Annotated in this window: 20 protein-coding genes and 2 tRNA genes; 9 read left to right on the top strand and 13 right to left on the bottom strand. The window is 69.8% G+C overall.

Annotation, left to right across the window (positions count from 1 at the left end; translation table 11 throughout):
- Position 1: 1 nt before the first annotated feature.
- The 4 genes from HQQ85_RS17905 to HQQ85_RS17890 form a co-directional block, all read right to left on the bottom strand.
- Positions 2-739: an ABC transporter permease gene (locus HQQ85_RS17905; RefSeq protein ID WP_371741951.1), complete on the bottom strand. Its 738-nt coding sequence runs from the start codon at positions 737-739 to the stop codon at positions 2-4.
- The gene (locus HQQ85_RS17900) at positions 736-1,428 is read right to left on the bottom strand and encodes an ABC transporter permease (RefSeq protein ID WP_173183828.1); all 693 of its coding nucleotides are present in this window, start codon (positions 1,426-1,428) and stop codon (positions 736-738) included. The genes HQQ85_RS17905 and HQQ85_RS17900 overlap by 4 nt, the downstream gene beginning before the upstream one ends.
- On the bottom strand, positions 1,425-2,237 hold the full coding sequence (locus HQQ85_RS17895; protein ID WP_173183827.1) for an ABC transporter ATP-binding protein: 813 nt from the start codon (positions 2,235-2,237) through the stop codon (positions 1,425-1,427). Before HQQ85_RS17895 ends, HQQ85_RS17900 begins: the two co-directional genes overlap by 4 nt.
- A 138-nt stretch (positions 2,238-2,375) precedes the next feature.
- Positions 2,376-3,023 (bottom strand): TetR/AcrR family transcriptional regulator, encoded by a 648-nt coding sequence (locus HQQ85_RS17890; protein WP_173183826.1) that lies wholly within the window; start codon positions 3,021-3,023, stop codon positions 2,376-2,378.
- Positions 3,024-3,121: 98 nt separating this feature from the next.
- Here HQQ85_RS17890 and HQQ85_RS17885 point away from each other — a divergent pair, with 98 nt between their 5' ends.
- Entirely contained in the window at positions 3,122-4,168 is a 1,047-nt protein-coding gene (locus tag HQQ85_RS17885) for an App1 family protein (RefSeq protein ID WP_371741950.1), read from the top strand.
- Between the two features lie 28 nt (positions 4,169-4,196).
- Here HQQ85_RS17885 and HQQ85_RS17880 read toward each other — a convergent pair whose 3' ends face one another.
- A complete protein-coding gene (locus HQQ85_RS17880; RefSeq protein ID WP_173183825.1) occupies positions 4,197-5,627 on the bottom strand; it encodes a helix-turn-helix domain-containing protein in 1,431 nt (476 codons plus the stop codon).
- A 112-nt stretch (positions 5,628-5,739) separates the two neighbouring features.
- On the opposite strand from HQQ85_RS17880, the gene HQQ85_RS17875 reads away from it, so the two are divergent.
- The 4 genes from HQQ85_RS17875 to HQQ85_RS17860 all read left to right on the top strand — a co-directional run bounded on the left by HQQ85_RS17875 (position 5,740) and on the right by HQQ85_RS17860 (position 11,050).
- Positions 5,740-7,575 carry a phosphoenolpyruvate carboxykinase (GTP) gene (locus HQQ85_RS17875; RefSeq protein WP_173183824.1) on the top strand — a complete coding sequence of 612 codons (1,836 nt, stop codon included), beginning with the start codon at positions 5,740-5,742 and terminating at the stop codon, positions 7,573-7,575.
- A gap of 92 nt (positions 7,576-7,667) precedes the next feature.
- A complete protein-coding gene (gene valS, locus HQQ85_RS17870; RefSeq protein WP_173183823.1) occupies positions 7,668-10,295 on the top strand; it encodes a valine--tRNA ligase in 2,628 nt (875 codons plus the stop codon).
- A gap of 14 nt (positions 10,296-10,309) precedes the next feature.
- Positions 10,310-10,777, top strand: a complete 468-nt coding sequence (locus HQQ85_RS17865; RefSeq protein WP_173183822.1) for a GNAT family N-acetyltransferase — start codon at positions 10,310-10,312, stop codon at positions 10,775-10,777.
- A 33-nt stretch (positions 10,778-10,810) separates the two neighbouring features.
- Positions 10,811-11,050: a hypothetical protein gene (locus tag HQQ85_RS17860; protein WP_228507603.1), complete on the top strand. Its 240-nt coding sequence runs from the start codon at positions 10,811-10,813 to the stop codon at positions 11,048-11,050.
- A gap of 7 nt (positions 11,051-11,057) precedes the next feature.
- Here the strand turns inward: HQQ85_RS17860 and HQQ85_RS17855 are convergent, their stop codons facing one another.
- Complete coding sequence (locus HQQ85_RS17855) at positions 11,058-12,035, bottom strand: aldo/keto reductase (protein WP_173183821.1); 978 nt, start codon at positions 12,033-12,035, stop codon at positions 11,058-11,060.
- Position 12,036: 1 nt separating this feature from the next.
- On the bottom strand, positions 12,037-12,693 hold the full coding sequence (locus tag HQQ85_RS17850) for a GntR family transcriptional regulator (RefSeq protein ID WP_173183820.1): 657 nt from the start codon (positions 12,691-12,693) through the stop codon (positions 12,037-12,039).
- A gap of 78 nt (positions 12,694-12,771) precedes the next feature.
- Here HQQ85_RS17850 and HQQ85_RS17845 point away from each other — a divergent pair, with 78 nt between their 5' ends.
- Positions 12,772-13,782 (top strand): 1-aminocyclopropane-1-carboxylate deaminase, encoded by a 1,011-nt coding sequence (locus HQQ85_RS17845; RefSeq protein ID WP_173183819.1) that lies wholly within the window; start codon positions 12,772-12,774, stop codon positions 13,780-13,782.
- Between the two features lie 104 nt (positions 13,783-13,886).
- Here HQQ85_RS17845 and clpX read toward each other — a convergent pair whose 3' ends face one another.
- The 6 genes from clpX to HQQ85_RS17815 all read right to left on the bottom strand — a co-directional run bounded on the left by clpX (position 13,887) and on the right by HQQ85_RS17815 (position 18,819).
- Positions 13,887-15,164, bottom strand: coding sequence for an ATP-dependent Clp protease ATP-binding subunit ClpX (gene clpX, locus HQQ85_RS17840; RefSeq protein ID WP_173183818.1), 1,278 nt, complete (start codon positions 15,162-15,164; stop codon positions 13,887-13,889).
- 109 nt (positions 15,165-15,273) lie between these two features.
- Positions 15,274-15,660, bottom strand: coding sequence for an AAA family ATPase (locus HQQ85_RS17835; RefSeq protein ID WP_173183817.1), 387 nt, complete (start codon positions 15,658-15,660; stop codon positions 15,274-15,276).
- A gap of 213 nt (positions 15,661-15,873) precedes the next feature.
- A complete protein-coding gene (locus HQQ85_RS17830) occupies positions 15,874-16,539 on the bottom strand; it encodes an ATP-dependent Clp protease proteolytic subunit (RefSeq protein ID WP_173183816.1) in 666 nt (221 codons plus the stop codon).
- A 35-nt stretch (positions 16,540-16,574) separates the two neighbouring features.
- On the bottom strand, positions 16,575-17,174 hold the full coding sequence (locus tag HQQ85_RS17825; protein ID WP_173183815.1) for an ATP-dependent Clp protease proteolytic subunit: 600 nt from the start codon (positions 17,172-17,174) through the stop codon (positions 16,575-16,577).
- 166 nt (positions 17,175-17,340) lie between these two features.
- A complete protein-coding gene (gene tig, locus HQQ85_RS17820) occupies positions 17,341-18,702 on the bottom strand; it encodes a trigger factor (RefSeq protein ID WP_173183814.1) in 1,362 nt (453 codons plus the stop codon).
- 42 nt (positions 18,703-18,744) lie between these two features.
- Positions 18,745-18,819, bottom strand: a tRNA-Pro gene (locus tag HQQ85_RS17815).
- A 106-nt stretch (positions 18,820-18,925) separates the two neighbouring features.
- Between HQQ85_RS17815 and HQQ85_RS17810 the strand changes: the two genes are divergently transcribed.
- The 3 genes from HQQ85_RS17810 (at position 18,926) to HQQ85_RS17800 (ending at position 20,405) form a co-directional block, all read left to right on the top strand.
- A tRNA-Gly gene (locus tag HQQ85_RS17810) sits at positions 18,926-18,999 on the top strand.
- Between the two features lie 90 nt (positions 19,000-19,089).
- Positions 19,090-19,503 carry a hypothetical protein gene (locus tag HQQ85_RS17805; protein WP_173183813.1) on the top strand — a complete coding sequence of 138 codons (414 nt, stop codon included), beginning with the start codon at positions 19,090-19,092 and terminating at the stop codon, positions 19,501-19,503.
- 41 nt (positions 19,504-19,544) lie between these two features.
- Positions 19,545-20,405 (top strand): LLM class F420-dependent oxidoreductase, encoded by an 861-nt coding sequence (locus HQQ85_RS17800; RefSeq protein ID WP_173183812.1) that lies wholly within the window; start codon positions 19,545-19,547, stop codon positions 20,403-20,405.
- Positions 20,406-20,432 lie beyond the last annotated feature (27 nt).

Here is a 20,432-nt window from a genome sequence, read left to right as displayed (position 1 = left end):
ATCATTTCCCTTCTTGGATGGGGGATCCCATCACCGCGCGCGAACGGGATGACCGCGCACGGACGTTCTGCTGCCCCGTGGCGACGACGCCCCGTGGAACCACCAACTTCTGCAGCAGGGCGAAGATTCCCTCGAGCACCAGCGCCAGTGCGGTGACGAGGATCGACGCGCCGAGCATCATGTCGTAGTTGCGCGTCGCCGCACCCTGGAAGATGAAGGTGCCGAGGGCACCGCCGCCGATGTAGCCGGCGAGCGTCGCGGTGGCCACGACCTGGAGCACGCTCGACCGAACGCCGCCGATCAGCAGCGGCAGCCCGAGCGGCACCTCGACCTTGCCGACGACCTGCAGCTCGGTCATGCCGACCGCGCGCGCCGCGTCGATGGTGCGGCGGTCGACGGCCTCGAAGCCGGCGTAGGCGCCGGCGAGGAGCGGCGGGATGGCGAGGATGACCAGGGTGAGCATCGGCGCCTTGAAGCCGATGCCCAGGGCGAAGCCGAACAGGATCAGCACACCCAGGCTCGGGAGGGCCCGCAGGCCTCCCGAGAACGCGACCGCGATGTCGCGCCCGCGCCCGGTGTGGCCGACGACGTAGCCGAGCGGGATGGCGACGATCGCCGCGATGGCGACCGCACCGAAGGTGTAGCCGAGCTGTTCGAGCAGTCGCGCGATCCAGCCGGAGGGCCCGTTCATGTTCACGGGGTCGAGGATCCAGGCGATGCCGCCGAGCACGAGGTTCACGAGACGCCTCCGGCGACGAGGGCGGGCGTCGTGCGGCGAGAGGCCCTGCGGCGCCGGTCGGGTGTGCTCCACGGCAGCAGCAGGCGGCCGATCAGCACGAGCAGCAGGTCGAAGACCACCGCGATGACGAGCGTCGCCACGATGCCGGTGACCACCTCGGCCGGGATGTTCCGCTGGAAGCCGTTGGTGAAGAGGTAGCCGAGGCTCTGCACGCCGATGATCACGCCGAGGGTGGCGAGGCTCACGGTGCTCGCCGAGACGACGCGCAGTCCGCTGAGGAGCACGGGGCCGCTCAGCGGCAGCTCGACCCGCCAGAAGCGCTGCCAGCCCGAGTAGCCCATGGCCGAGGCGGCCAGCAGGGTGTCGTCGTCGACCGAGGCGAGCCCGTCGGCGGCGGTGCGCACCATCAGGGCGACCGCGTAGATGGTCAGGGCGACCACCACGTTGACCGGCGAGAGCAGCGGGGTACCGAGGAAGATCGGCATGAAGATGAACAGCGGGATGGACGGCACCGTGTAGAGCAGCCCCAGCACCACGAGGATGACACCGCGGGACGGCCGGTACCGGTTCGCCAGCCACCCGATCGGGATGGAGACCAGGAAGCCGATCAGGATCGGCGGAACGCTGAGGCCGATGTGCGCCAGCACGAGCTCCCAGACGAGATCGAGGTTCGACTCGAGCCACTTCACGGCTGGAGGACTCCCGTCGGGGTGCCGTTCTCGTCGATCACGACGTCACGGTCGCCGACCCGCTGGATGCGCAGCGCCCGCTTGCCCTTGTCGGCTCCCACGAAGGAGGCCACGAAGTCGTTCGCGGGAGCGGCGAGGATCTCGGCCGGCGACCCGGCCTGCGCGATGTGCCCGCCCTTCTGCAGGATGACGACCTGGTGGCCGAGCAGGAACGCCTCGTCGATGTCGTGTGTGACGAAGACGACCGTCTTGCCGAGACCCTGCTGAAGGCGGATGGTCTCCTGCTGCAGCTCGGCCCGCACGATCGGGTCGACGGCACCGAAGGGCTCGTCCATCAGCAGGATGTTCGGGTCGGCCGCGAGGCCACGGGCGACGCCGACGCGCTGCTGCTGACCGCCCGAGAGCTGGCGGGGGTACTTGTCGGCGAGCGAACGGTCTAGGCCCACGGTGTCGAGCAGCTCGAGGGCGTGCTCGCGGGCCTCGCGCTTCGGCGTCCCGTTCAGGATCGGCACGGTCGCCACGTTGTCGATCACCTTGCGGTGCGGCAGCAGGCCGGAGTTCTGCATCACGTAGCCGATGCGGCGACGGAGCTTGACGGGCTCGAGGCCGCCGGTGTCCTCGCCGTCGATCAGGATGCTGCCCGAGGTGGGGTCGATCATCCGGTTGATCATGCGGAGCAGGGTGGTCTTGCCGCAGCCCGAGGAGCCGACCAGCACCGTCGTCTTGCGCGGGGGGATGACCAGGTCGAAGGAGTCGACCGCGAGGGTGCCGTCGGGGAATCTCTTGGTCACCGATCGGAACTCGATCATCGCTCAGCCCAATCGTCGGGGACCGCACAGCGCGGTCCGCCGTTTCAGCCAAGCATCATCGGCCCGAAACGCAAAGACCCTTGCAAGAAGACGTCACAATCCGGATGATCATGCCAGCCGGTGGCGTACCGGTGCGGTTCAGGCGCGCACGGCCGCCGGGGCGAGGTAGCCCGAGACGAGTGCCCGGGTGGCCTCGATCGCGGCGGGGTCGCCCTTCGGATCGATGATGAAGGCGCGCACCAGCAGGGCGTCGCCCATGGTGAGCGCGATGTCCAGTCGCTCGGCGAGGCCTTCGGCTTCGACGCCCAGCTCCGCGACGAAGATCGCCGCCAGCGGGCCGGCGACGCGCGCGGCCGAGGCGGTGCCGCCGTCGACCTCGGGCAGGGCGATCTGGTCGCTCAGCCGGATGGAGGTGAAGCCGGGCTCGGTGCGGTGCAGCTCCACCGCGGCGTCGATGAGGCAGGTGATGGCCTCGTCGAGCGTCGTCGGCTTCGTCGCCTCGAGGTTCTCGACGCTCAGGCGGAGGAACCGCTCGAAGCCGCGCAGGCTCATCGCCGCGAGCACCGCGATGCGGTCGGGGAAGTAGCGGTACACCGTGCCGATCGAGGCACCCGCCCGCTCGGCGACCATGGCGGTCGTCAGGCGTTCGATGCCCACCTCGGCCACCACCGCCGATGCCGCGTCGAGCAGAGTCGCGATGCGCTCGCTGCTGCGCGCCTGCACCGGTTCGTTGCGCACCTGGCCGCTCGTCGTGAGCGCACCGCTGATCAGGTCGTTGAATGCCACGGAGTTCCTTCCCGATGTCCCGCACCCAGTGTAGATCCGAGTTTCCGTCATTCGTACGCAGGGCGCGCGTTCAGGGCAAGCCGTGACAGACTGGGGACGTGCCAGAGACACGACTTGCGGCACCCCGGCTGCACCGGGCCGCCCGCATCGACGACGCGATCCACGGCTTCCGGGTGAGGTGGGCCCGCCGTCGCGGGCACCTCCCGACGGTCATCCCTTACGCCGGCTACGGCTCCACCAGCCGCATCCGCGTGCTCGGCCGGGTCGTGCTCGTGAAGCAGCCGAAGCCCGGCTCCCGGGCGGCCAAGACGATGCAGCGGCGCGAGGACCGGGTGCGCGGCTGGCGCAGCTTCACCAGCGTGCCGCTCGGCGACGTCGACGTGCTGATCGAGGTCGAGGGCATCCGCCGCACCGTGCGGGCCGACCGCGGCGGTGTCGTCGACGCCTCCGTCGACGTCGAGCTGGAGCCCGGCTGGCACTCGATCGCCATGACGGCGGCGGGGTCGGAGGCGGTCGAGGCGCCGGTCTCGATCGTCGCGCCCGGCACCGACGTCGGCATCGTCTGCGACATCGACGACACCGTGATGGTGACGGCGCTCCCCCGCCCGTTCCTCGCCTTCTGGAACACCTTCGTGCTCGACGTGCACGCGCGGACGCCCACCCCGGGCATGTCGGTCTTCCTCGAGCGGCTCACGGCCGAGCATCCGACCGCCCCCGTCGTGTACCTCTCCACCGGGGCCTGGAACGTCGCGCCGACGCTCACCCGCTTCCTCTCGCGCAACCTCTACCCGCGTGGTCCGCTGCTGCTGACCGACTGGGGGCCGACGCACGACCGCTTCTTCCGCAACGGCCGCGAGCACAAGGAGAAGAACCTCCGGCGCCTGGCCGAGGAGTTCCCCGACATCCGCTGGGTCCTGATCGGCGACGACGGGCAGCACGACGAGGAGATCTACGGCGAGTTCGCCGTCGAGAAGCCGGGGAACGTGCGGGCCGTCGTCATCCGGCAGCTCTCCCCGAGCGAGGCCGTGCTCGCGGGCGGGCGCTCCAAGCCCGACCAGCAGCTGGCCGGCTCGGCGGTGCCGTGGGTGTTCGCGCCCGACGGCGCGGGCCTGCTCGAGCAGCTCGAGGCGCTCGGCCGCGCCTGACCCCCCGTCGCATCCACCCCTCGCGGAGCTACCCCGCGTGCGCCTCCAGGAACTGGTACACCTCGTTCTCGTCGACCCCGGGGAACTTGCCCGAGGGCAGCGGCGACAGGATGTGCGCGTGCAGCTTCGCGCTCGGCCACGCCGCGTCCGACCAGCGCTCGGCCAGCTCGGAGGCCGGGCGCCGGCAGCACGACTCGTCGGGGCAGCGTGACTGCTGCCGCATCGCGGTGTCGCGCCCGCGGAACCACTTCGCGTCGGAGAACGGCACACCGAAGGTGATCGAGAACTCCCCCGCGTCGGTCTTGCCCGTCTGCGTCGCACACCAGAAGGTGCCGGCGGGCGTGTCGGTGTACTGGTAGAACTCGGTGGTGCGGTTGGTGCGGCCGAGCGCTCCGCGGGCGGCCCACTTCCGGCAGACCAGCTGCCCCTCCACCGCGCCCGTCACGTCGGCCGGCAGCGGCAGGCCGTCGTTCTCGTAGGACTTGTAGATCGCCCCGTCCTCGCCCACCCGCAGGAAGTGCACCCGCATGTCCAGATGGGAGGTGGCGAGGTTCGTCATGCGCAGCGCTGCGGCCTCGTGCGTGACGCCGAAGGCGTCGCGGAAGTCCTCGACCGAGAGGTCCTTACGCTGCTTGGCGGCGCGGAGGAAGGCGACCGAGGCCGTCTGCGGCATCAGGCAGGCCGCGGCGAAGTAGTTGATCTCGAGCCGCTGCTGCAGGAACTCGGCGTAGCTCTCGGGCGGGGTGTGGCCGAGCAGCCGGTGCGCCATCGCCTGCAGCGCCATGGAGCGCAGCCCGTGGCCGCCCGGGATCGACGCCGGCGGCAGGTAGATGCGCCCGTTCTCGAGGTCGGTGACCGAGCGGGCGGAGTGCGGCAGGTCGTCGACGTAGATCAGGGTGAAGCCGAGGTGCTCGGCGAGCAGCGACACGCTGCGGTGGGTGAGCGCCCCCGAGCTGTGGCCGACCGTGGCGAGGGTCTCCTCGGCCAGGCGCTCGAGCTCGGGCAGGTGGTTGTCGAGGCCCCGCATCGCGAGACGGTTCTCCGTGTTCGCGCGGCGGGCCTCCTCGGGGGTGGCGATCGACTCGGCGGCACGGCGGCGCAGCTCCCGGTGCAGCCCGACGAGCGACTCGAGCGTCTCCTGCGGCAGCGAGCGGCTCGCGGGCACCGCGGGCAGGCCGAGCGAGGCGTAGAGGGGGCTCTGCTGGGCGCGCGCGAGCTCGATCTCGAGGGCGGTGCGCGCATCCGGAGCCTCGTCGCTCAGCAGATCGGCGAGCGGCACGCCCAGCTCGACGGCGAGCGCCTGCAGCAGCGAGAGCTTGGGTTCGCGGCGGCCGTTCTCGATCAGGGAGAGCTGGCTGCCGACGACGCCGACGCGCTCGCCGAGCTGATCGAGGGTGAGGCCGAGTCGCTTGCGATGGTGGCGGATGCGCCTCCCGAGCGTGATGAGGTCGCCGTTCATCTTCTCTCCTCGTCAAGATCAGCGGATCTTTACAAATCCTGGCCCAGAATCTACCTCTTCTGACGCTCATAGTGGAAGAACCAGCCGCCAATTGACGAAGATGAGGCCGAGGATGAGCATTCTGGAGACGACGAGCATGGTCGACACCGAGGGTCCGTCGAAGAACCCCGCGATCAACGAGTGGGTGCGCGACGTGGCGCTGCTCACCAAGCCCGACCGCATTCTCTGGTGCGACGGATCGACCCGGGAGTGGGACGAGCTCACGAAGGAGATGGTGGCGCAGGGCACGCTCATCCGCCTGAACCCGGAATGGCGGCCGAACAGCTTCCTGGCCCGCAGCGACCCGGCCGACGTGGCCCGGGTCGAGGACCGCACCTTCATCTGCTCGGAGCGCCGCGAGGACGCGGGCCCGACGAACAACTGGCGCAGCCCCTTCGCGATGCGCGAGGAGCTGACCACCCTGTTCGCCGGCAGCATGCGCGGCCGCACGATGTACGTCGTGCCGTTCTCGATGGGGCCGCTCGGCGGACCGATCTCGCAGCTCGGCGTGCAGCTGACCGACTCCCCGTACGTCGTCGTGAGCATGCAGCTGATGACCCGGATGGGCTCGGCGGCCCTCGACCTGATCGAGGCCGACACCCCCTGGGTGCCCGCGCTGCACTCGGTCGGCGCCCCGCTCGTCGACGCCGACGGCGCCCGCCACGAGGACGTGGCCTGGCCGCACAACCCGACGAAGTACATCTCGCACTTCCCCGAGACGCGCGAGATCTGGTCGTTCGGCTCGGGCTACGGCGGCAACGCCCTGCTCGGCAAGAAGTGCTTCGCGCTGCGCATCGCGAGCGTCATGGCCCGCGACGAGGGCTGGCTCGCCGAGCACATGCTGATCATCAAGATCACGAGCCCCGAGGGGCGGGTGCACCACGTGGCCGCCGCGTTCCCGAGCGCCTGCGGCAAGACCAACCTCGCCATGCTGAACCCGTCGATCCCCGGCTGGAAGGTCGAGACGATCGGCGACGACATCGCCTGGATGCGACCCGGCGCCGACGGGAAGCTCCGCGCCATCAATCCCGAGCGCGGCTTCTTCGGGGTCGCCCCCGGCACCGGCATCACGACGAATCCGACCGCGGTCGACACGGTCTGGGGCAACACCATCTTCACGAACGTCGCGCTGCGCGACGACGGGGACGTCTGGTGGGAGGGCCTCACCCCGAAGGCGCCGGCGCACCTGCTGGACTGGCAGGGCGAGCACTGGACGCCTTCCTCCGACGGGCCGGCCGCGCATCCGAACTCCCGCTTCACCGTGAGCGCCGACCAGTGCCCCTCGATCGCCGACGACTGGGACTCGCCCGAGGGCGTGGTGATCGACGCGATCCTGTTCGGCGGGCGGCGGCCGAGCACGGTGCCGCTCGTCTCCGAGGCGCGCGACTGGGCCCACGGGGTGTTCATGGGCGCCACGATGGCCTCCGAGACCACCGCCGCGGCCGAGGGCGCCGTCGGACGGCTGCGGCACGACCCCTTCGCGATGCTGCCGTTCTGCGGCTACGACGTCACCGACTACTTCGCGCACTGGCTCGAGATCGGGCAGACGCTGGGGGCGGATGCTCCCCCGGTGTTCTCCGTGAACTGGTTCCGCAAGGATGCCGACGGCCACTTCGTCTGGCCCGGCTTCTCGGAGAACGCCCGGGTGCTCGAGTGGATCGTGCGCCGCGTCGAAGGCTCGGTGGAGACCGTCGACACCCCGATCGGACGGCTGCCGCGGGTGCGCGACGTGAACGTCGAGGGGCTGGAGCTCGGCTACGAGGAGCTGCAGGGCATCCTCTCGGTCGACCGCTCGGCGTGGCTGCGCGAGGTCGACGAGATCGACGCGTACTTCGACGAGATCGGCGGCGAGCGCGTGCCGGTCGAGCTGCGGCGTCAGCTGGCCTCCCTGCGCGCGAACCTGCGCTGAGGCGCCGGGCGGTGCCGACCGGTATCCTGGGAGGACAGTGAGGCACCTCTCCACCTGACACGGTGCCGCCCATATCGCCAGGAGGCCCATCCATGTCCGCACACGTGCCCGACAAGCCCGCACTCGAATGCCTCGAGGCGAAATGGGACGGGGTCTGGGCCGAGCAGGGCACCTACCTGTTCGACCGCGCCGACGCCACGCGCGACGACGTCTACTCGATCGACACCCCGCCTCCCACGGCCTCCGGATCGCTGCACATCGGCCACGTGTTCTCGTACACGCATACCGACGTGATCGCGCGCTTCCGCCGCATGACCGGCAAGCGCGTGTTCTACCCGATCGGCTGGGACGACAACGGCCTGCCCACCGAGCGCCGCGTGCAGAACTACTACGGCGTGCGCTGCGACCCGTCGCTGCCCTACGACGCCGACTTCACCCCGCCGTTCGAGGGCGGCGACAACAAGTCGTCGAAGGCGGCCGACCAGATCCCGATCTCGCGCCGCAACTTCATCGAGCTGTGCGAGATCCTCACGGTCGAGGACGAGAAGCAGTTCGAGACGCTCTGGCGCGACCTCGGCCTCTCGGTCGACTGGACCCAGACCTACCGCACCATCTCGCGCGAGTCCCAGGCCGCCTCGCAGCTGGCGTTCCTCCGCAACATCGAGCGCGGCGAGGCCTACCAGGCCATGGCGCCCACCCTCTGGGACGTCACGTTCCGCACCGCGGTGGCCCAGGCCGAGCTGGAGGACAAGGAGCAGCCGGGCGCCTACCACCGGCTCGAGTTCCACCGCCCCGACGGGGAGGGCGTGCTCATCGAGACCACGCGCCCCGAGCTGCTGCCGGCGTGCGTGGCGCTGGTCGCGCATCCGGATGACGAGCGGTACCAGGCACTGTTCGGCACCACCGTCACCACCCCCGTGTTCGGCGTCGAGGTGCCCGTCGTGGCGCACCACCTGGCGCAGCCCGACAAGGGCTCGGGCATCGCCATGGTCTGCACCTTCGGCGACCTCAACGACGTGATCTGGTGGCGCGACCTCGACCTGCCCAACCGCGCGATCATCGGCTTCGACGGCCGCATCATCAGCGAGGCCCCCGCGGCCATCACCTCGGAGGCCGGTCGCGAGGCCTACGCCCAGCTGGCCGGCAAGACCGTCTTCTCGGCCAAGCAGGCCGTGGTCGAGCTGCTCCGCGGCACCGGCGAACTGATCGGCGAGCCCAAGCCCATCACCCACCCGGTGAAGTTCTTCGAGAAGGGCGACCGCCCGCTCGAGATCGTCTCGACCCGCCAGTGGTACGTCACCAACGGCGCCCGCGACGAGGCGCTGCGGGCGAAGCTGCTCGAGCTCGGCGCCGAGCTCGACTGGCACCCCGACTTCATGCGCGTGCGCTACGAGAACTGGGTCGGCGGCCTCACCGGCGACTGGCTGATCTCCCGTCAGCGCTTCTTCGGCGTGCCCCTGCCCGTGTGGTACCCGCTCGACGGCGACGGCAACCCCGTCTTCGACCAGCCGATCGTCGCACCCCGCGAGCTGCTGCCGGTCGACCCGTCCTCGGATGCGGCACCCGGCTACTCGGAGGACCAGCGCGGCGTGCCCGGCGGCTTCCAGGGCGAGGTCGACGTGATGGACACCTGGGCCACGAGCTCGCTCACCCCGCAGCTCGCGGGCGGCTGGGAGCGCGACGACGAGCTGTGGAAGCTCGTCTTCCCCTACGACCTGCGCCCCCAGGGACAGGACATCATCCGCACCTGGCTGTTCTCCACCATGCTCCGCGCCACCCTCGAGGAGGGTGTGAAGCCCTGGCAGAACGCCGCCCTCTCGGGCTTCATCGTCGACCCCGACCGCAAGAAGATGTCGAAGTCGAAGGGCAACGTCGTCACCCCGGCCGACATCCTGAAGACCCACGGCTCGGATGCGGTGCGCTACTGGGCCGCCTCGTCGCGTCTCGGCACCGACGCGGCCTTCGACGAGAAGAACCCGACGCAGATCAAGATCGGCCGTCGCCTCGCGATCAAGATCCTGAACGCGGCGAAGTTCGTCTACGGCTTCACGCTGCCTTCCGGTCACACGGAGATCACCGAGCCGCTCGACCTCAGCATGCTCGCCGGCCTCGACGAGGTCGTGCGCACCGCGACGGCCGCCCTCGAGCGCTACGACCACGCCCGCGCGCTGGAGATCACCGAGACCTTCTTCTGGACCTTCTGCGACGACTACCTCGAGTTGGTCAAGGAACGCGCCTACCGCGACGAGTCGGAGGCGGCGGGCAAGGCCTCCGCCGTGCTCGCGCTGCAGACCGCCATCGACGTGCTGCTGCGCCTGTTCGCGCCCTATCTGCCGTTCGCCACCGAGGAGGTCTGGTCGTGGACGCACGAGGGCTCGGTGCACACGAGCGGATGGCCGACCGCCGTGCTCGAGTCACTGCCCGAGGGCGTGACCGTGACCTCCGACTCCGTCGCCGAGGACGCCGGCCTGCTGGCGCTCGCCTCGCGTGCCATCGTCTCGGTGCGCCGGGCCAAGACCGACGCCAAGGCGTCGCAGAAGACCCCGGTCGCCTCGGCGACCATCTCGGGCACCGACGCCGAGATCGCCCTGCTGAAGCGCGCCGAGGGCGACCTCAAGGCGCTCGGCCGGATTGCGGTTCTCGGCTACGCCTCGGCTGAGGAACTCTCGGTCGGCGATATAGTTCTAGCGCCCGAGCAGAACGCCGAGGCCCCCGCATGAGCCAGGAGGCGACGATGCCGAACGAGACCACCACGACCGCGGTGCGCGTGCGCCCCGTCGCCACGAACGAGTTCTTCGCCTGGCACGCGGTCTACACGGGCTACGGCGAGTTCTACGAGAAGCCGCTGCACGACGAGAAGGCCGTGCTGGTGTGGAGTTGGATCATCGATCCGGCCCACGAACTCGAGTGCCTCGTCGCGGTCGACGACGACGAGCAGGTCGTGGGCCTCGCCCACTACCGCCCCTTCTCCCGTCCGCTCGACGGCAGCCGGGGCCTCTACCTCGACGACCTGTTCGTGCTGCCCGAGAACCGCAAGCAGGGCATCGCGACCGCGCTCATCGAGGGTGTGGCCGACATCGGCCGCCGCCGCGGCGCAAGCGTGGTGCGCTGGATCACGGCGAAGGACAACGAGGCCGCACGCGCGCTCTACGACACCGTGGCCGAGAAGACCCGCTGGGTCACCTACGACAAAGCACTCTGAGCCCTTCAGAGAAGCCGCAGTGAGAGGAACAGCATGATGCAGCTCGGAACGCGCTGGCTCGTCGGCGACGAACCCCCCTCCCGCCTCCCCCAGGCCGTGATCGACGCGGTCTACGAGGTCGAGGGCGAGCTCGCCGAGCAGGGTGTCGACGCCAAGGACTGGAGCTGGACGCTGACCTGGCTCGAGGGCCGGCCCGTGGTCTCGCTCGACGACGACACGACGATCGAGTTCGACCCCGAGACCGACACCGCGCTGGTCACCGCGCCGGAGTAGACACTTCTCAGAACCCCTCGGGGTGCCTCGGCGTGTAGGGCTGCTCCAGCGAGTCCAGCTCTTCGCGCGTGAGCGTGAGCTCGAGCGAGGCGACCGCGTCGGTGAGGTGGTGCGCCTTGGTGGCGCCCACGATCGGCGCGGTCACCGCGGGCTGCTGCCGCACCCAGGCGAGCGCGACCTGGGCCCGGGTGACGCCGCGCTCGCCCGCGATGCGGCCCACCGCATCCGTGATCGCCCGGTCGGCCTGCTCGGCCTGGCCGTACATCGCCTTCGTGACCTCGTCGCTCGACGTGCGCGCGGTCTCCTCGCCCCAGGGCCTCGTCAGCCGGCCGCGGGCGAGCGGGCTCCAGGGCAGCACGCCGACGCCCTGGTCGAGGGCGAGCGGATGCATCTCCCGCTCCTCCTCGCGCTGCAGCAGGTTGTACTGGTCCTGCATCGAGACGAACGGCGTGAGGCCGTGCCGCTCGGCGACGTGCTGCGCCTTCGCGAACTGCCAGGCCCACATGGAGCTGGCGCCGAGGTAGCGGGCCTTGCCGGCCTTCACGACATCGTGCAGGGCCTCCATCGTCTCCTCGATCGGCGTCTCGTCATCCCAGCGGTGGATCTGGTAGAGATCGACGTAGTCGGTGCCGAGGCGGCGCAGGCTCGCGTCGATCGACGCCATGATGTGCACCCGTGAGAGCCCGCGCTCGTTGGCGCCGGGTCCCGAGGGGAAGTACACCTTCGTCGCGATCTCGATCTCCTCGCGGCGGGCGAGGGTGCCGAGCATCCGGCCCGCGATCTCCTCGCTGGTGCCGGCGGAGTACATGTCGGCCGTGTCGAAAGTGGTGATGCCCGCCTCGATGGCCTGCACGAAGAAGGGCCGCGACTCCTCCTCGGGGAGGGTCCACGGGTGGGTGCCGCGGTCGGGCGTGCCGTAGCTCATGCAGCCCAGCACGATGGGTGAGATCTTCAGGCCGGAGCGGCCGAGACGTACGTGCTCCATGTCAGTCCGATGCCTTTCCGAGGCCGAGGGTCAGCCAGTTCTCGCGGGTGAGGAGGGCGGCGCGGTCGGCGTCGCCCGCGGTCGCTGCGGCCAGGATGCGCTCGTGCTGCTCCACCGACTCGCGGCCGTTCAGCGAGGCGAAGCGGATGCGCTCCACCCGCCGGAGCACGGCCGTCGCGCCGTCGAGCACCTCGGCGATCAGGCGGTTGCCGCTCGCCTCGACGAAGACGGCGTGGAACCGGTCGTCGGCCTCGAGCGCGCGGTCGACGTCGTGGGCGTCGAGGGCGACGGCGAAGTCGTCCGCGGCGGCGCGCAGACGCTCGAGGTCGTCGGCACCCAGCACGGGGACGGAGAGGCGGGCCGCCAGCTCGTGCAGCGACGCGGCGACCTGCTGCGCATCCGTCACCTCGGGCCCGTCGACCTCGGCCACCGTCGTCGCGCGACCCGGCCGGGCCACGACGAGACCGGCGCGCTCGAGCCGCAGCATCGCCTCGCGGATGGGGGTGCGGCTGACGCCGAGCCAGGTCTCGAGCTCGGGGTCACGCAGACGCTCGCCGGGCTGCAGGGTGCCGTCGACGATGGCGTCGCGGAGCGTCAGATAGACGTCGTCGCGCAGCAGCGTGCGGGCGCGCACGGCCGTCGAGGAGGGAACGGGCATGGGCTCATCGTATCCGCCCGACGTGCGATATATTGCATACAGAACCCTCCCCGACCCTCCCCGACCCTCTGGAGCCCCATGGCCCTCGCCGACTTCCCCCGCTATCCGCTCACCTTCGGGCCGAGCCCCGTGCACCACCTGCCCCGGCTCTCGCAGCACCTCGGCGGCGCGCAGGTCTGGGCGAAGCGCGAGGACGTCTCGAGCGGCCTGGCCTTCGGGGGCAACAAGATCCGCAAGCTCGAATACCTGGTTCCGGATGCTCTGGCGAGCGGTGCCGACACGCTGGTGTCCATCGGGGGCTACCAGTCCAACCACACGAGGCAGGTGGCCGCGGTCGCCGCGAAGCTGGGGCTGAAGGCGCGGCTGGTGCAGGAGAACTGGGTCGACTGGCCCGACCCGCTGAGCGACCGGGTGGGCAACATCCAGCTCTCGCGGATCATGGGGGCGAAGGTCACGCTCGACTCGGCCGGGTTCGACATCGGCATCCGTTCCAGCTGGCAGCAGGCGATCGACGAGGTCGTCGCCGACGGCGGCACGCCGTACCCCATCCCGGCCGGGGCCTCGGAGCACCGCCTGGGCGGGCTCGGCTTCGCCAACTGGGCCTACGAGGTCGAGCAGCAGGAGCGCGAGCTCGGAGTGTTCTTCGACACGATCGTGGTCTGCACGGTGACGGGGTCGACGCACGCCGGCATGATCGCGGGCTTCGCCGGGCAGGACCGGCCGCGCCGCGTGATCGGCATCGACGCCTCGGCGACCCTCGAGAAGACGCGGGACCAGGTGGCGCGGATCGCGCGGCACACCGCGTCGCTGATCGAGCTCGGGCGCGAGCTGCGCGACGACGAGATCGAGGTGCTGGAGGGCTGGGCGGGCGATCTCTACGGCATCCCGGTCGACTCGACGCTGGAGGCCATCCGGCTGGGCGCCGAGCTCGAGGCGATGATCACCGACCCCGTGTACGAGGGGAAGTCGCTCGCGGGGCTGATCGATCTCGTGAAGTCGAAGGAGATCCCGGCGACGAGCACGGTGCTCTACGCGCACCTCGGCGGGCAGCTCGCGCTGAACGCGTACAGCGGGCTGTTCCGGTCGTAGGGCTCGGCTGGCCCGGCGCGCCGGGCGGTGCCGACGGTCGCACCGGAACGACGAAGGGCCGCTCCCACGGGAGCGGCCCTTCGTTCTGCGTCGTGGTCGTGCGGCTACGCCGACTTCTCTTCGCGCCGGGGCTTGCGCGGCACGATCGTGGGCGCCGCGTTCTCGAGCACCGTCTCCTTGGTGACGATCACCCGAGCGACCTCGTCGGTGGAGGGCACCTCGAACATGATCGGCCCGAGCACCTCCTCGAGGATCGCGCGGAGCCCGCGCGCACCGGTCTGCCGCAGCACGGCGAGATCGGCGATGGATTCGAGCGCGTCGTGCTCGAACTCGAGGTCGACGCCGTCGAGTTCGAACATGCGCTGGTACTGCCGCACGAGCGCGTTGCGCGGCTCGGTGAGGATCTGCATGAGCGCCGCCTGGTCGAGCGGCGTCACCGTGGTGACCACCGGCAGCCGGCCGATGAACTCGGGGATCAGCCCGAACTTGTGCAGGTCTTCGGGCAGCACCTCGCCGAACAGGTTGGCGTCGGCCTTCTTGCTGTAGAGCGGGGAGTTGAAGCCGATGCCGCGCTTGCCGGCGCGCTGGGAGATGATCTCCTCGAGCCCCGCGAAGGCGCCCGCCACGATGAACAGCACGTTCGTCGTGTCGATCTGGATGAACTCCTGGTGCGGGTGCTTGCGGCCACCCTGCGGCGGAACGCTGGCGACCGTGCCCTCGAGGATCTTCAGCAGCGCCTGCTGCACGCCCTCGCCCGACACGTCGCGGGTGATCGAGGGGTTCTCGGCCTTCCGGGCGATCTTGTCGACCTCGTCGATGTAGATGATGCCGGTCTCGGCCCGCTTGACGTCGTAGTCGGCGGCCTGGATGAGCTTCAGCAGGATGTTCTCGACGTCTTCACCGACGTAGCCCGCCTCGGTGAGGGCGGTGGCGTCGGCGACGGCGAACGGCACGTTGAGGCGCTTCGCCAGCGTCTGCGCCAGGTAGGTCTTGCCGCAGCCCGTGGGGCCGATCAGCAGGATGTTGCTCTTGGCGATCTCGACCTCGTTGGCCTGGGCCTCGGCCGAGACGATCGCGGTGCGCGCCTTGGTGCGCTTGTAGTGGTTGTAGACGGCGACCGAGAGGGCGCGCTTCGCGGCGTCCTGCCCGATGACGTACTCCTCGAGGAAGGAGTAGATCTCCTTCGGCTTCGGCAGCTCGAACTCGCCGGCCGCCTCTTCGCTGGCCTCGGAGAGGCGCTCCTCGATGATCTCGTTGCAGAGCTCCACGCATTCGTCGCAGATGTAGACGCCGGGACCGGCGATGAGCTGCTGGACCTGCTTCTGGCTCTTTCCGCAGAACGAGCACTTCAGCAGGTCGGCGCTCTCCCCTATGCGTGCCATGCCCACTCTCCTCAACCTGTGTTCCGACGAGCCTAACCCGAACCCCCGACAAGCACCGACACCGACCCGCATTCGTGACCTACCCGTTCCCGCGGGCCCCTGCGGCCGCTCAGTCGAGCATGTGCCGCAGGTACCGGCCGGGCGCCTGAAGGTAGCTCCGCCAGTGCGCGACCAGCTCGAGCTCCTCCCACGCGGTCTCCCGGATGCCCCACTCCCCGAACTCGAGCACCCTCGCCCCGGGCAGCGACGCGAGCACCGGCGAGTGCGTGGCGCAGACGATCTGCGAGCCCGCCTTCGCCAGCGCGTCCAGCTGCCGGAGGTAGCGGAGCGTCGACTGGAACGACAGCGCCGCCTCCGGCTCGTCGAGGCAGAAGAAGCCGGGGCCGTCGAGCTTGCGATCCAGAAGGGCCAGGAACGACTCGCCGTGGCTCATCTCGTGCAGGTCGCCGTCGGGCGATCCGGGCATGGCGCCCAGGTAGCTGAAGTAGCCGTGCATGGTCTCGGCCCGCAGGAAGAAGCCCCAGCGCGGTGCGCCGACCCCGCGCTCGAGGGTGAGTCACTCCGGAGGGCGGCGACCGCCGGCACCGTGAGGGGCCACGAGACGGCGACAGCCGGGGCATCCGCCGAGAGCGATGCTCTGCGGATGACCCGGCTGTCGGTGAGCCAGCCCTCGGAGGGGCGGGCCGGAGGCGTCATGCCGTCGGCGAGGTCAGCTGACCAGGGCCGGCACGGCCTTGCGCGAGGTGAGCACCTGGTCGATGAGGCCGTACTCGAGGGCCTCCTCCGACGAGAGGATCTTGTCGCGGTCGATGTCCTTCGAGACCTGCTCGAGCGAGCGGTTCGAGTGGTGCGACAGCGTGCCCTCGAGCCACTCGCGCATCCGCATGATCTCGCGGGCCTGGATCTCGATGTCGGAGGCCTGGCCGCCGCCCTGCCCGGTGGCGGGCTGGTGGATCAGGATGCGCGCGTTCGGCAGCGCGAGGCGCTTGCCGGGCGTGCCGGCCGCCAGCAGCACGGCCGCGGCGGAGGCCGCCTGGCCGAGGCAGACGGTCTGGATCTGCGGGCGCACGTACTGCATCGTGTCGTAGATCGCCGTCATCGCGGTGAACGAGCCACCGGGCGAGTTGATGTACATCTCGATGTCGCGGTCAGGGTCCTGCGACTCGAGCACGAGCAGCTGGGCCATGACGTCGTCGGCCGAGGCGTCGTCGATCTGCACGCCGAGGAAGATGATGCGGTCCTCGAAGAGCTTCGCGTACGGGTCCTGGCGCTTGAAGCCGTAGGCCGTGCGCTCCTCGAAGCTCGGGAGGATGTAGCGGTCGCTCGGCATGGTGCCGTTGCGGTAGGCGCTCGCACCGAAAGTGGGGGTTTCCATGTTCTCTTTACCTGTTCTCTGGGATGCGATTGCGACTACAGGGTGGAGGGGGCGTCGATGGTGCCGCCGCCGCCCGCGACGTCGGTGGCGTACTCGCGCACGTGGTCGACGAAGCCGTACTCGAGGGCCTCCTGCGCGCTGAACCAGCGGTCGCGGTCGCCGTCCTCGTTGACCTGCTCGACGGACTTGCCCGTCTGGGCGGCGGTGATCTCGGCGAGACGCTGCTTCATGCTCAGGATGAGCTGAGCCTGCGTCTGGATGTCGGAGGCCGTTCCACCGAAGCCACCGTGCGGCTGGTGCAGCAGCACGCGCGCGTTCGGCGTGATGTAGCGCTTGCCCTTGGTGCCCGAGGTGAGCAGGAACTGGCCCATCGAGGCCGCCATTCCGATGCCCACCGTGACGATGTCGTTCGGCACGAACTTCATCGTGTCGTAGATCGCCATGCCGGCCGTGATGGAGCCACCGGGAGAGTTGATGTAGAGGAAGATGTCGCGCTTGGGGTCTTCAGCCGCGAGCAGCAGGATCTTGGCGCAGATCTCGTTCGCGTTGTCATCGCGAACCTCGGACCCGAGCCAGATGATGCGGTCCTTCAGCAGTCGGTCGAAGACAGTTGAGGGGAAAGCCTGATCGGCCATGTGTGTCGCTCCAATTCACTTGCAGTGGTTTGAATCTACTGGAGCTTCTGCGCCCCGGCTCCCGTGTTCGCCGTCGGCAGAGCCGTGCCGGGACTCCGGATGCTCCGCGAACGACGAAGGGCCCGCATCCGGTGCTCGGATGCAGGCCCTTCGTGACGGGGTGCGACTAGTGCGAGTGGCCCTCGTGGTCGTGGCCCTCGTGCTCGTCGGCGGACTCGATGCCGACCAGGTTCTCGGCGTCGGCGTCGTCGTCGGCCAGCGCGGTGAACTCGGAGATGTCGACGGCCTTGCCGTTGGTGTCGACGACCTTGGCCTTCGACAGCACGATCGCGAGCGCCTTGTTGCGGGCGACCTCGGCCACCATGGCGGGGATCTGGTTCGACTCGGAGAGGATCTTCACGAACTCGTTCGGCTCCATGCCGTACTGGGCGGCCGACTGCACGAGGTACTGGGTCAGCTCGTCCTGCGAGACCTTGACCTCTTCGCGGTCGACGACCGCGTCAAGCAGGATCTGCGTCTTGAAGGTGCTCTCGCTGGAGGCGGTGACCTCGGCGCGGTGCTCCTCGTCTTCGAGGCGGTTCTCGCTCTCGAGGTGGCGGTGCACCTCGTCCTCGATGAGTGCCGGAGGAACCGGGATCTCGACCTTCTCGAGCAGGCTCTCGACGATCTTGGTGCGGGCCTCGGAGGCCTGGCCGAACGCCTTCTGCTTCTCGACCTGCTCCTTGAGCGAGGTCTTCAGCTCGTCGAGGGTGTCGAACTCGCTCGCGATCTGAGCGAAGTCGTCGTCGGCCTCGGGCAGCTCGCGCTCCTTGACGGAGTTCAGCGTGACCGTGACGAGGGCGTCGCGGCCGGCGTGCTCGCCGCCGAGCAGCGGGGCCTCGAAGGTGGTGGTCTCACCGGCGGTGAGGGTGTCGAGCGCCTCGTCGATGCCCTCGAGCAGCTCGCCCGAGCCGATCTCGTAGGAGATGCCCGAGGCGGTGTCGACCTCGACGTCGTCGACCATGGCGACGAGGTCGAGCTGGGCGAAGTCGCCGGTCTTGGCCGGGCGGTCGACGGTGACCAGGGTGCCGAAGCGGCTGCGCAGGCGCTCGAGCTCCTCGTCGACGTCGCTGTCTTCGACGACGGCGGGCTCGACCTGCACCTCGAAGCCCTCGTAATCGGGCAGATCGATCTCGGGGCGCACATCGACCTCGATGGCGAGCTCGAGGTCACCCGAGAAGTCCTCGGCCTTGGGCCACTCCACGATGTCGGCCTGGGGGCGGCCGAGCGGGCGCAGCTCGTTCTCGGTGACCGCGTCGCGGTAGAAGCGGTCGAGGCCCTCGTTGACGGCGTGCTCGAGCACCGCGGCCTTGCCGACGCGCTGGTTGATGATGGGCGGCGGCACCTTGCCCTTGCGGAAGCCGGGGATGTTGACCTGCTCGGCGATGTGGCTGTAGGCGTGATCGATGCTGGGCTTCAGCTCGTCGGGAGTGACGAAGATCGCGATCTTCACACGCGTGGGGCTGAGCTTTTCGACCGTGGTCTTCACGTTGAGTGTCTCCTGTGGTTGTCTCGAGGTTCGTGCGTCGTGTCGGGGCGACAGGATTCGAACCTGCGACCTCCCGCTCCCAAAGCGGGCGCTCTAGCCAAGCTGAGCTACGCCCCGGCGGCGAAATGGCCTCGGCAAGTCTAGTGCACGGGCCGCTACCGGTCACACAGCGCGTTCGAAGCTGTACTACGATGTGTCGGGTGCCGGGCGCGAGCCCTGTTCCGGGGATGTAGCTCAATGGTAGAGCCTCAGTCTTCCAAACTGATCACGCGGGTTCGATTCCCGTCATCCCCTCCACGCGGTGACCCTTGCCCCTGGCTCCCACTTCTACTACCGTCGTGCAGAATGCCGCGCGATCCGACCCGGGCGGCCAAGGAAGGCCATGCCATGACCGCGACTGACGAGCCGCGCATCCATCCCACCTCCGCGGACACCCGCCGCGCCCGACGTCGTGTCGAGGAGGTGAGCTTCGACGAGCTGATCGCCGACGAGCAGTTCTCCGACGAGCAGTTCTCCGACGACTCCCCCACGGAGGCCGCGCCCAAGCCCGCCAGCACCCACGCGAATGCTGCGGCACCCGCTCGCACCCCGGCCGTCGAGCCGAAGCCGGCAGCGGCACCGTCGAAGTCTCCGGCGAAGCCCGCCGAGGCCCATCACCCCAAGGGCCGCTTCTACCGTCCAGAGCTCTACAGCACGACCCAGCGCATCACCGGCAGCATCGTCGTGAAGGTCACCGTCGTCGTGCTGCTTCTCGCGGGCACCGCCGCCCTGGTCTACCTGGCGCTCGACCGCTTCAGCTGATCCGTTCCCGCCCGGCCACCGGGCGGGCGTAGTCTCCCCCCATGGAGATCGGACTGCACCTCGCGAATCTGACGTTCGAGGGCGGCACCGCCGCGCTCGCCCCCACCCTGGCGCGGGTCGCACGGGAGGCCGAGGCCGCCGGTGTGGCCCGCCTCACCGTGATGGACCACCTCTGGCAGATCCGCGGCGTCGGACCCGCCGAGAACGCGATGCTCGAGGCGTACACGACGCTCGGGTTCCTGGCCGCGCACACCGAGCGGATGCTCCTGCACTGCCTCGTGACCGGCGTGACCTACCGCGCGCCCGGCCTCCTCGCCAAGCAGATCGCGACCCTCGACGTGCTGAGCGGCGGGCGTGCCGGGCTCGGCATCGGCGCCGCCTGGAACGAGGAGGAGGCCACGGGTCTCGGCCTGGAGTTCCCGCCGATGAAGGAGCGCTTCGAGCGGCTCGAGGAGGCCGTCCGCATCTGCCTGCAGATGTGGAGTGACGACGAGGGCCCCTTCGAGGGCGAGCACTACCGGCTGGGCCGCACGCTGAGCGAACCGGCACCGATCAGCCGGCCCCACCCCTACCTGATGATCGGCGGCTCCGGCGAGCGCAAGACGCTGCGGCTCGTGGCGCAGTACGCCGACGCCTGCAACATCTTCGGCGGGCCGGATGCGGGGCGGAAGCTCGAGGTGCTGCGCGGGCACTGCGACGACGTCGGCCGCGACTACGACGAGATCGAGAAGACGACGATCGGCGGCCTCGCCCCCGGGACGTCACCCGACGAGCTGCTCGCCTCGCTCCGCGGGGCGAAGGAGCAGGGCTTCACGGTGATGTACCTGATGCCGGCCGGGCCCCAGCCGCTCGAGACCGTCGAGCTGCTGGCGTCGCTGCGCGAGGAGATCGCCGCGATCTGAACCGTGGCCGCCGGCCCCCGCACGGCG

It is taken from the genome of Herbiconiux sp. VKM Ac-2851 (assembly GCF_013205105.1).
GTDB classification, from domain to species: Bacteria; Actinomycetota; Actinomycetes; order Actinomycetales; family Microbacteriaceae; genus Herbiconiux; species Herbiconiux flava.
The sequence above is the reverse complement of the archived record's forward strand: the minus strand, read 5'-3'. Positions and strand labels throughout refer to the sequence as shown.

Excerpts from the sequence above, each read along its gene's own strand:
- HQQ85_RS17800 (WP_173183812.1), top strand. The coding sequence starts at position 19,545 with ATGGAGATCGGACTGCACCTCGCGAATCTGACGTTCGAGGGCGGCACC.
- HQQ85_RS17845 (WP_173183819.1), top strand. The coding sequence starts at position 12,772 with ATGGCCCTCGCCGACTTCCCCCGCTATCCGCTCACCTTCGGGCCGAGC.
- HQQ85_RS17805 (WP_173183813.1), top strand. The coding sequence starts at position 19,090 with ATGACCGCGACTGACGAGCCGCGCATCCATCCCACCTCCGCGGACACC.
- valS (WP_173183823.1), top strand. The coding sequence starts at position 7,668 with ATGTCCGCACACGTGCCCGACAAGCCCGCACTCGAATGCCTCGAGGCG.
- HQQ85_RS17850 (WP_173183820.1), bottom strand. The coding sequence starts at position 12,693 with ATGCCCGTTCCCTCCTCGACGGCCGTGCGCGCCCGCACGCTGCTGCGC.
- HQQ85_RS17880 (WP_173183825.1), bottom strand. The coding sequence starts at position 5,627 with ATGAACGGCGACCTCATCACGCTCGGGAGGCGCATCCGCCACCATCGC.
- HQQ85_RS17865 (WP_173183822.1), top strand. The coding sequence starts at position 10,310 with ATGCCGAACGAGACCACCACGACCGCGGTGCGCGTGCGCCCCGTCGCC.
- HQQ85_RS17860 (WP_228507603.1), top strand. The coding sequence starts at position 10,811 with ATGATGCAGCTCGGAACGCGCTGGCTCGTCGGCGACGAACCCCCCTCC.
- HQQ85_RS17895 (WP_173183827.1), bottom strand. The coding sequence starts at position 2,237 with ATGATCGAGTTCCGATCGGTGACCAAGAGATTCCCCGACGGCACCCTC.
- HQQ85_RS17835 (WP_173183817.1), bottom strand. The coding sequence starts at position 15,660 with ATGCACGGCTACTTCAGCTACCTGGGCGCCATGCCCGGATCGCCCGAC.
- HQQ85_RS17855 (WP_173183821.1), bottom strand. The coding sequence starts at position 12,035 with ATGGAGCACGTACGTCTCGGCCGCTCCGGCCTGAAGATCTCACCCATC.
- clpX (WP_173183818.1), bottom strand. The coding sequence starts at position 15,164 with ATGGCACGCATAGGGGAGAGCGCCGACCTGCTGAAGTGCTCGTTCTGC.
- HQQ85_RS17825 (WP_173183815.1), bottom strand. The coding sequence starts at position 17,174 with ATGGCCGATCAGGCTTTCCCCTCAACTGTCTTCGACCGACTGCTGAAG.
- HQQ85_RS17875 (WP_173183824.1), top strand. The coding sequence starts at position 5,740 with ATGAGCATTCTGGAGACGACGAGCATGGTCGACACCGAGGGTCCGTCG.
- HQQ85_RS17830 (WP_173183816.1), bottom strand. The coding sequence starts at position 16,539 with ATGGAAACCCCCACTTTCGGTGCGAGCGCCTACCGCAACGGCACCATG.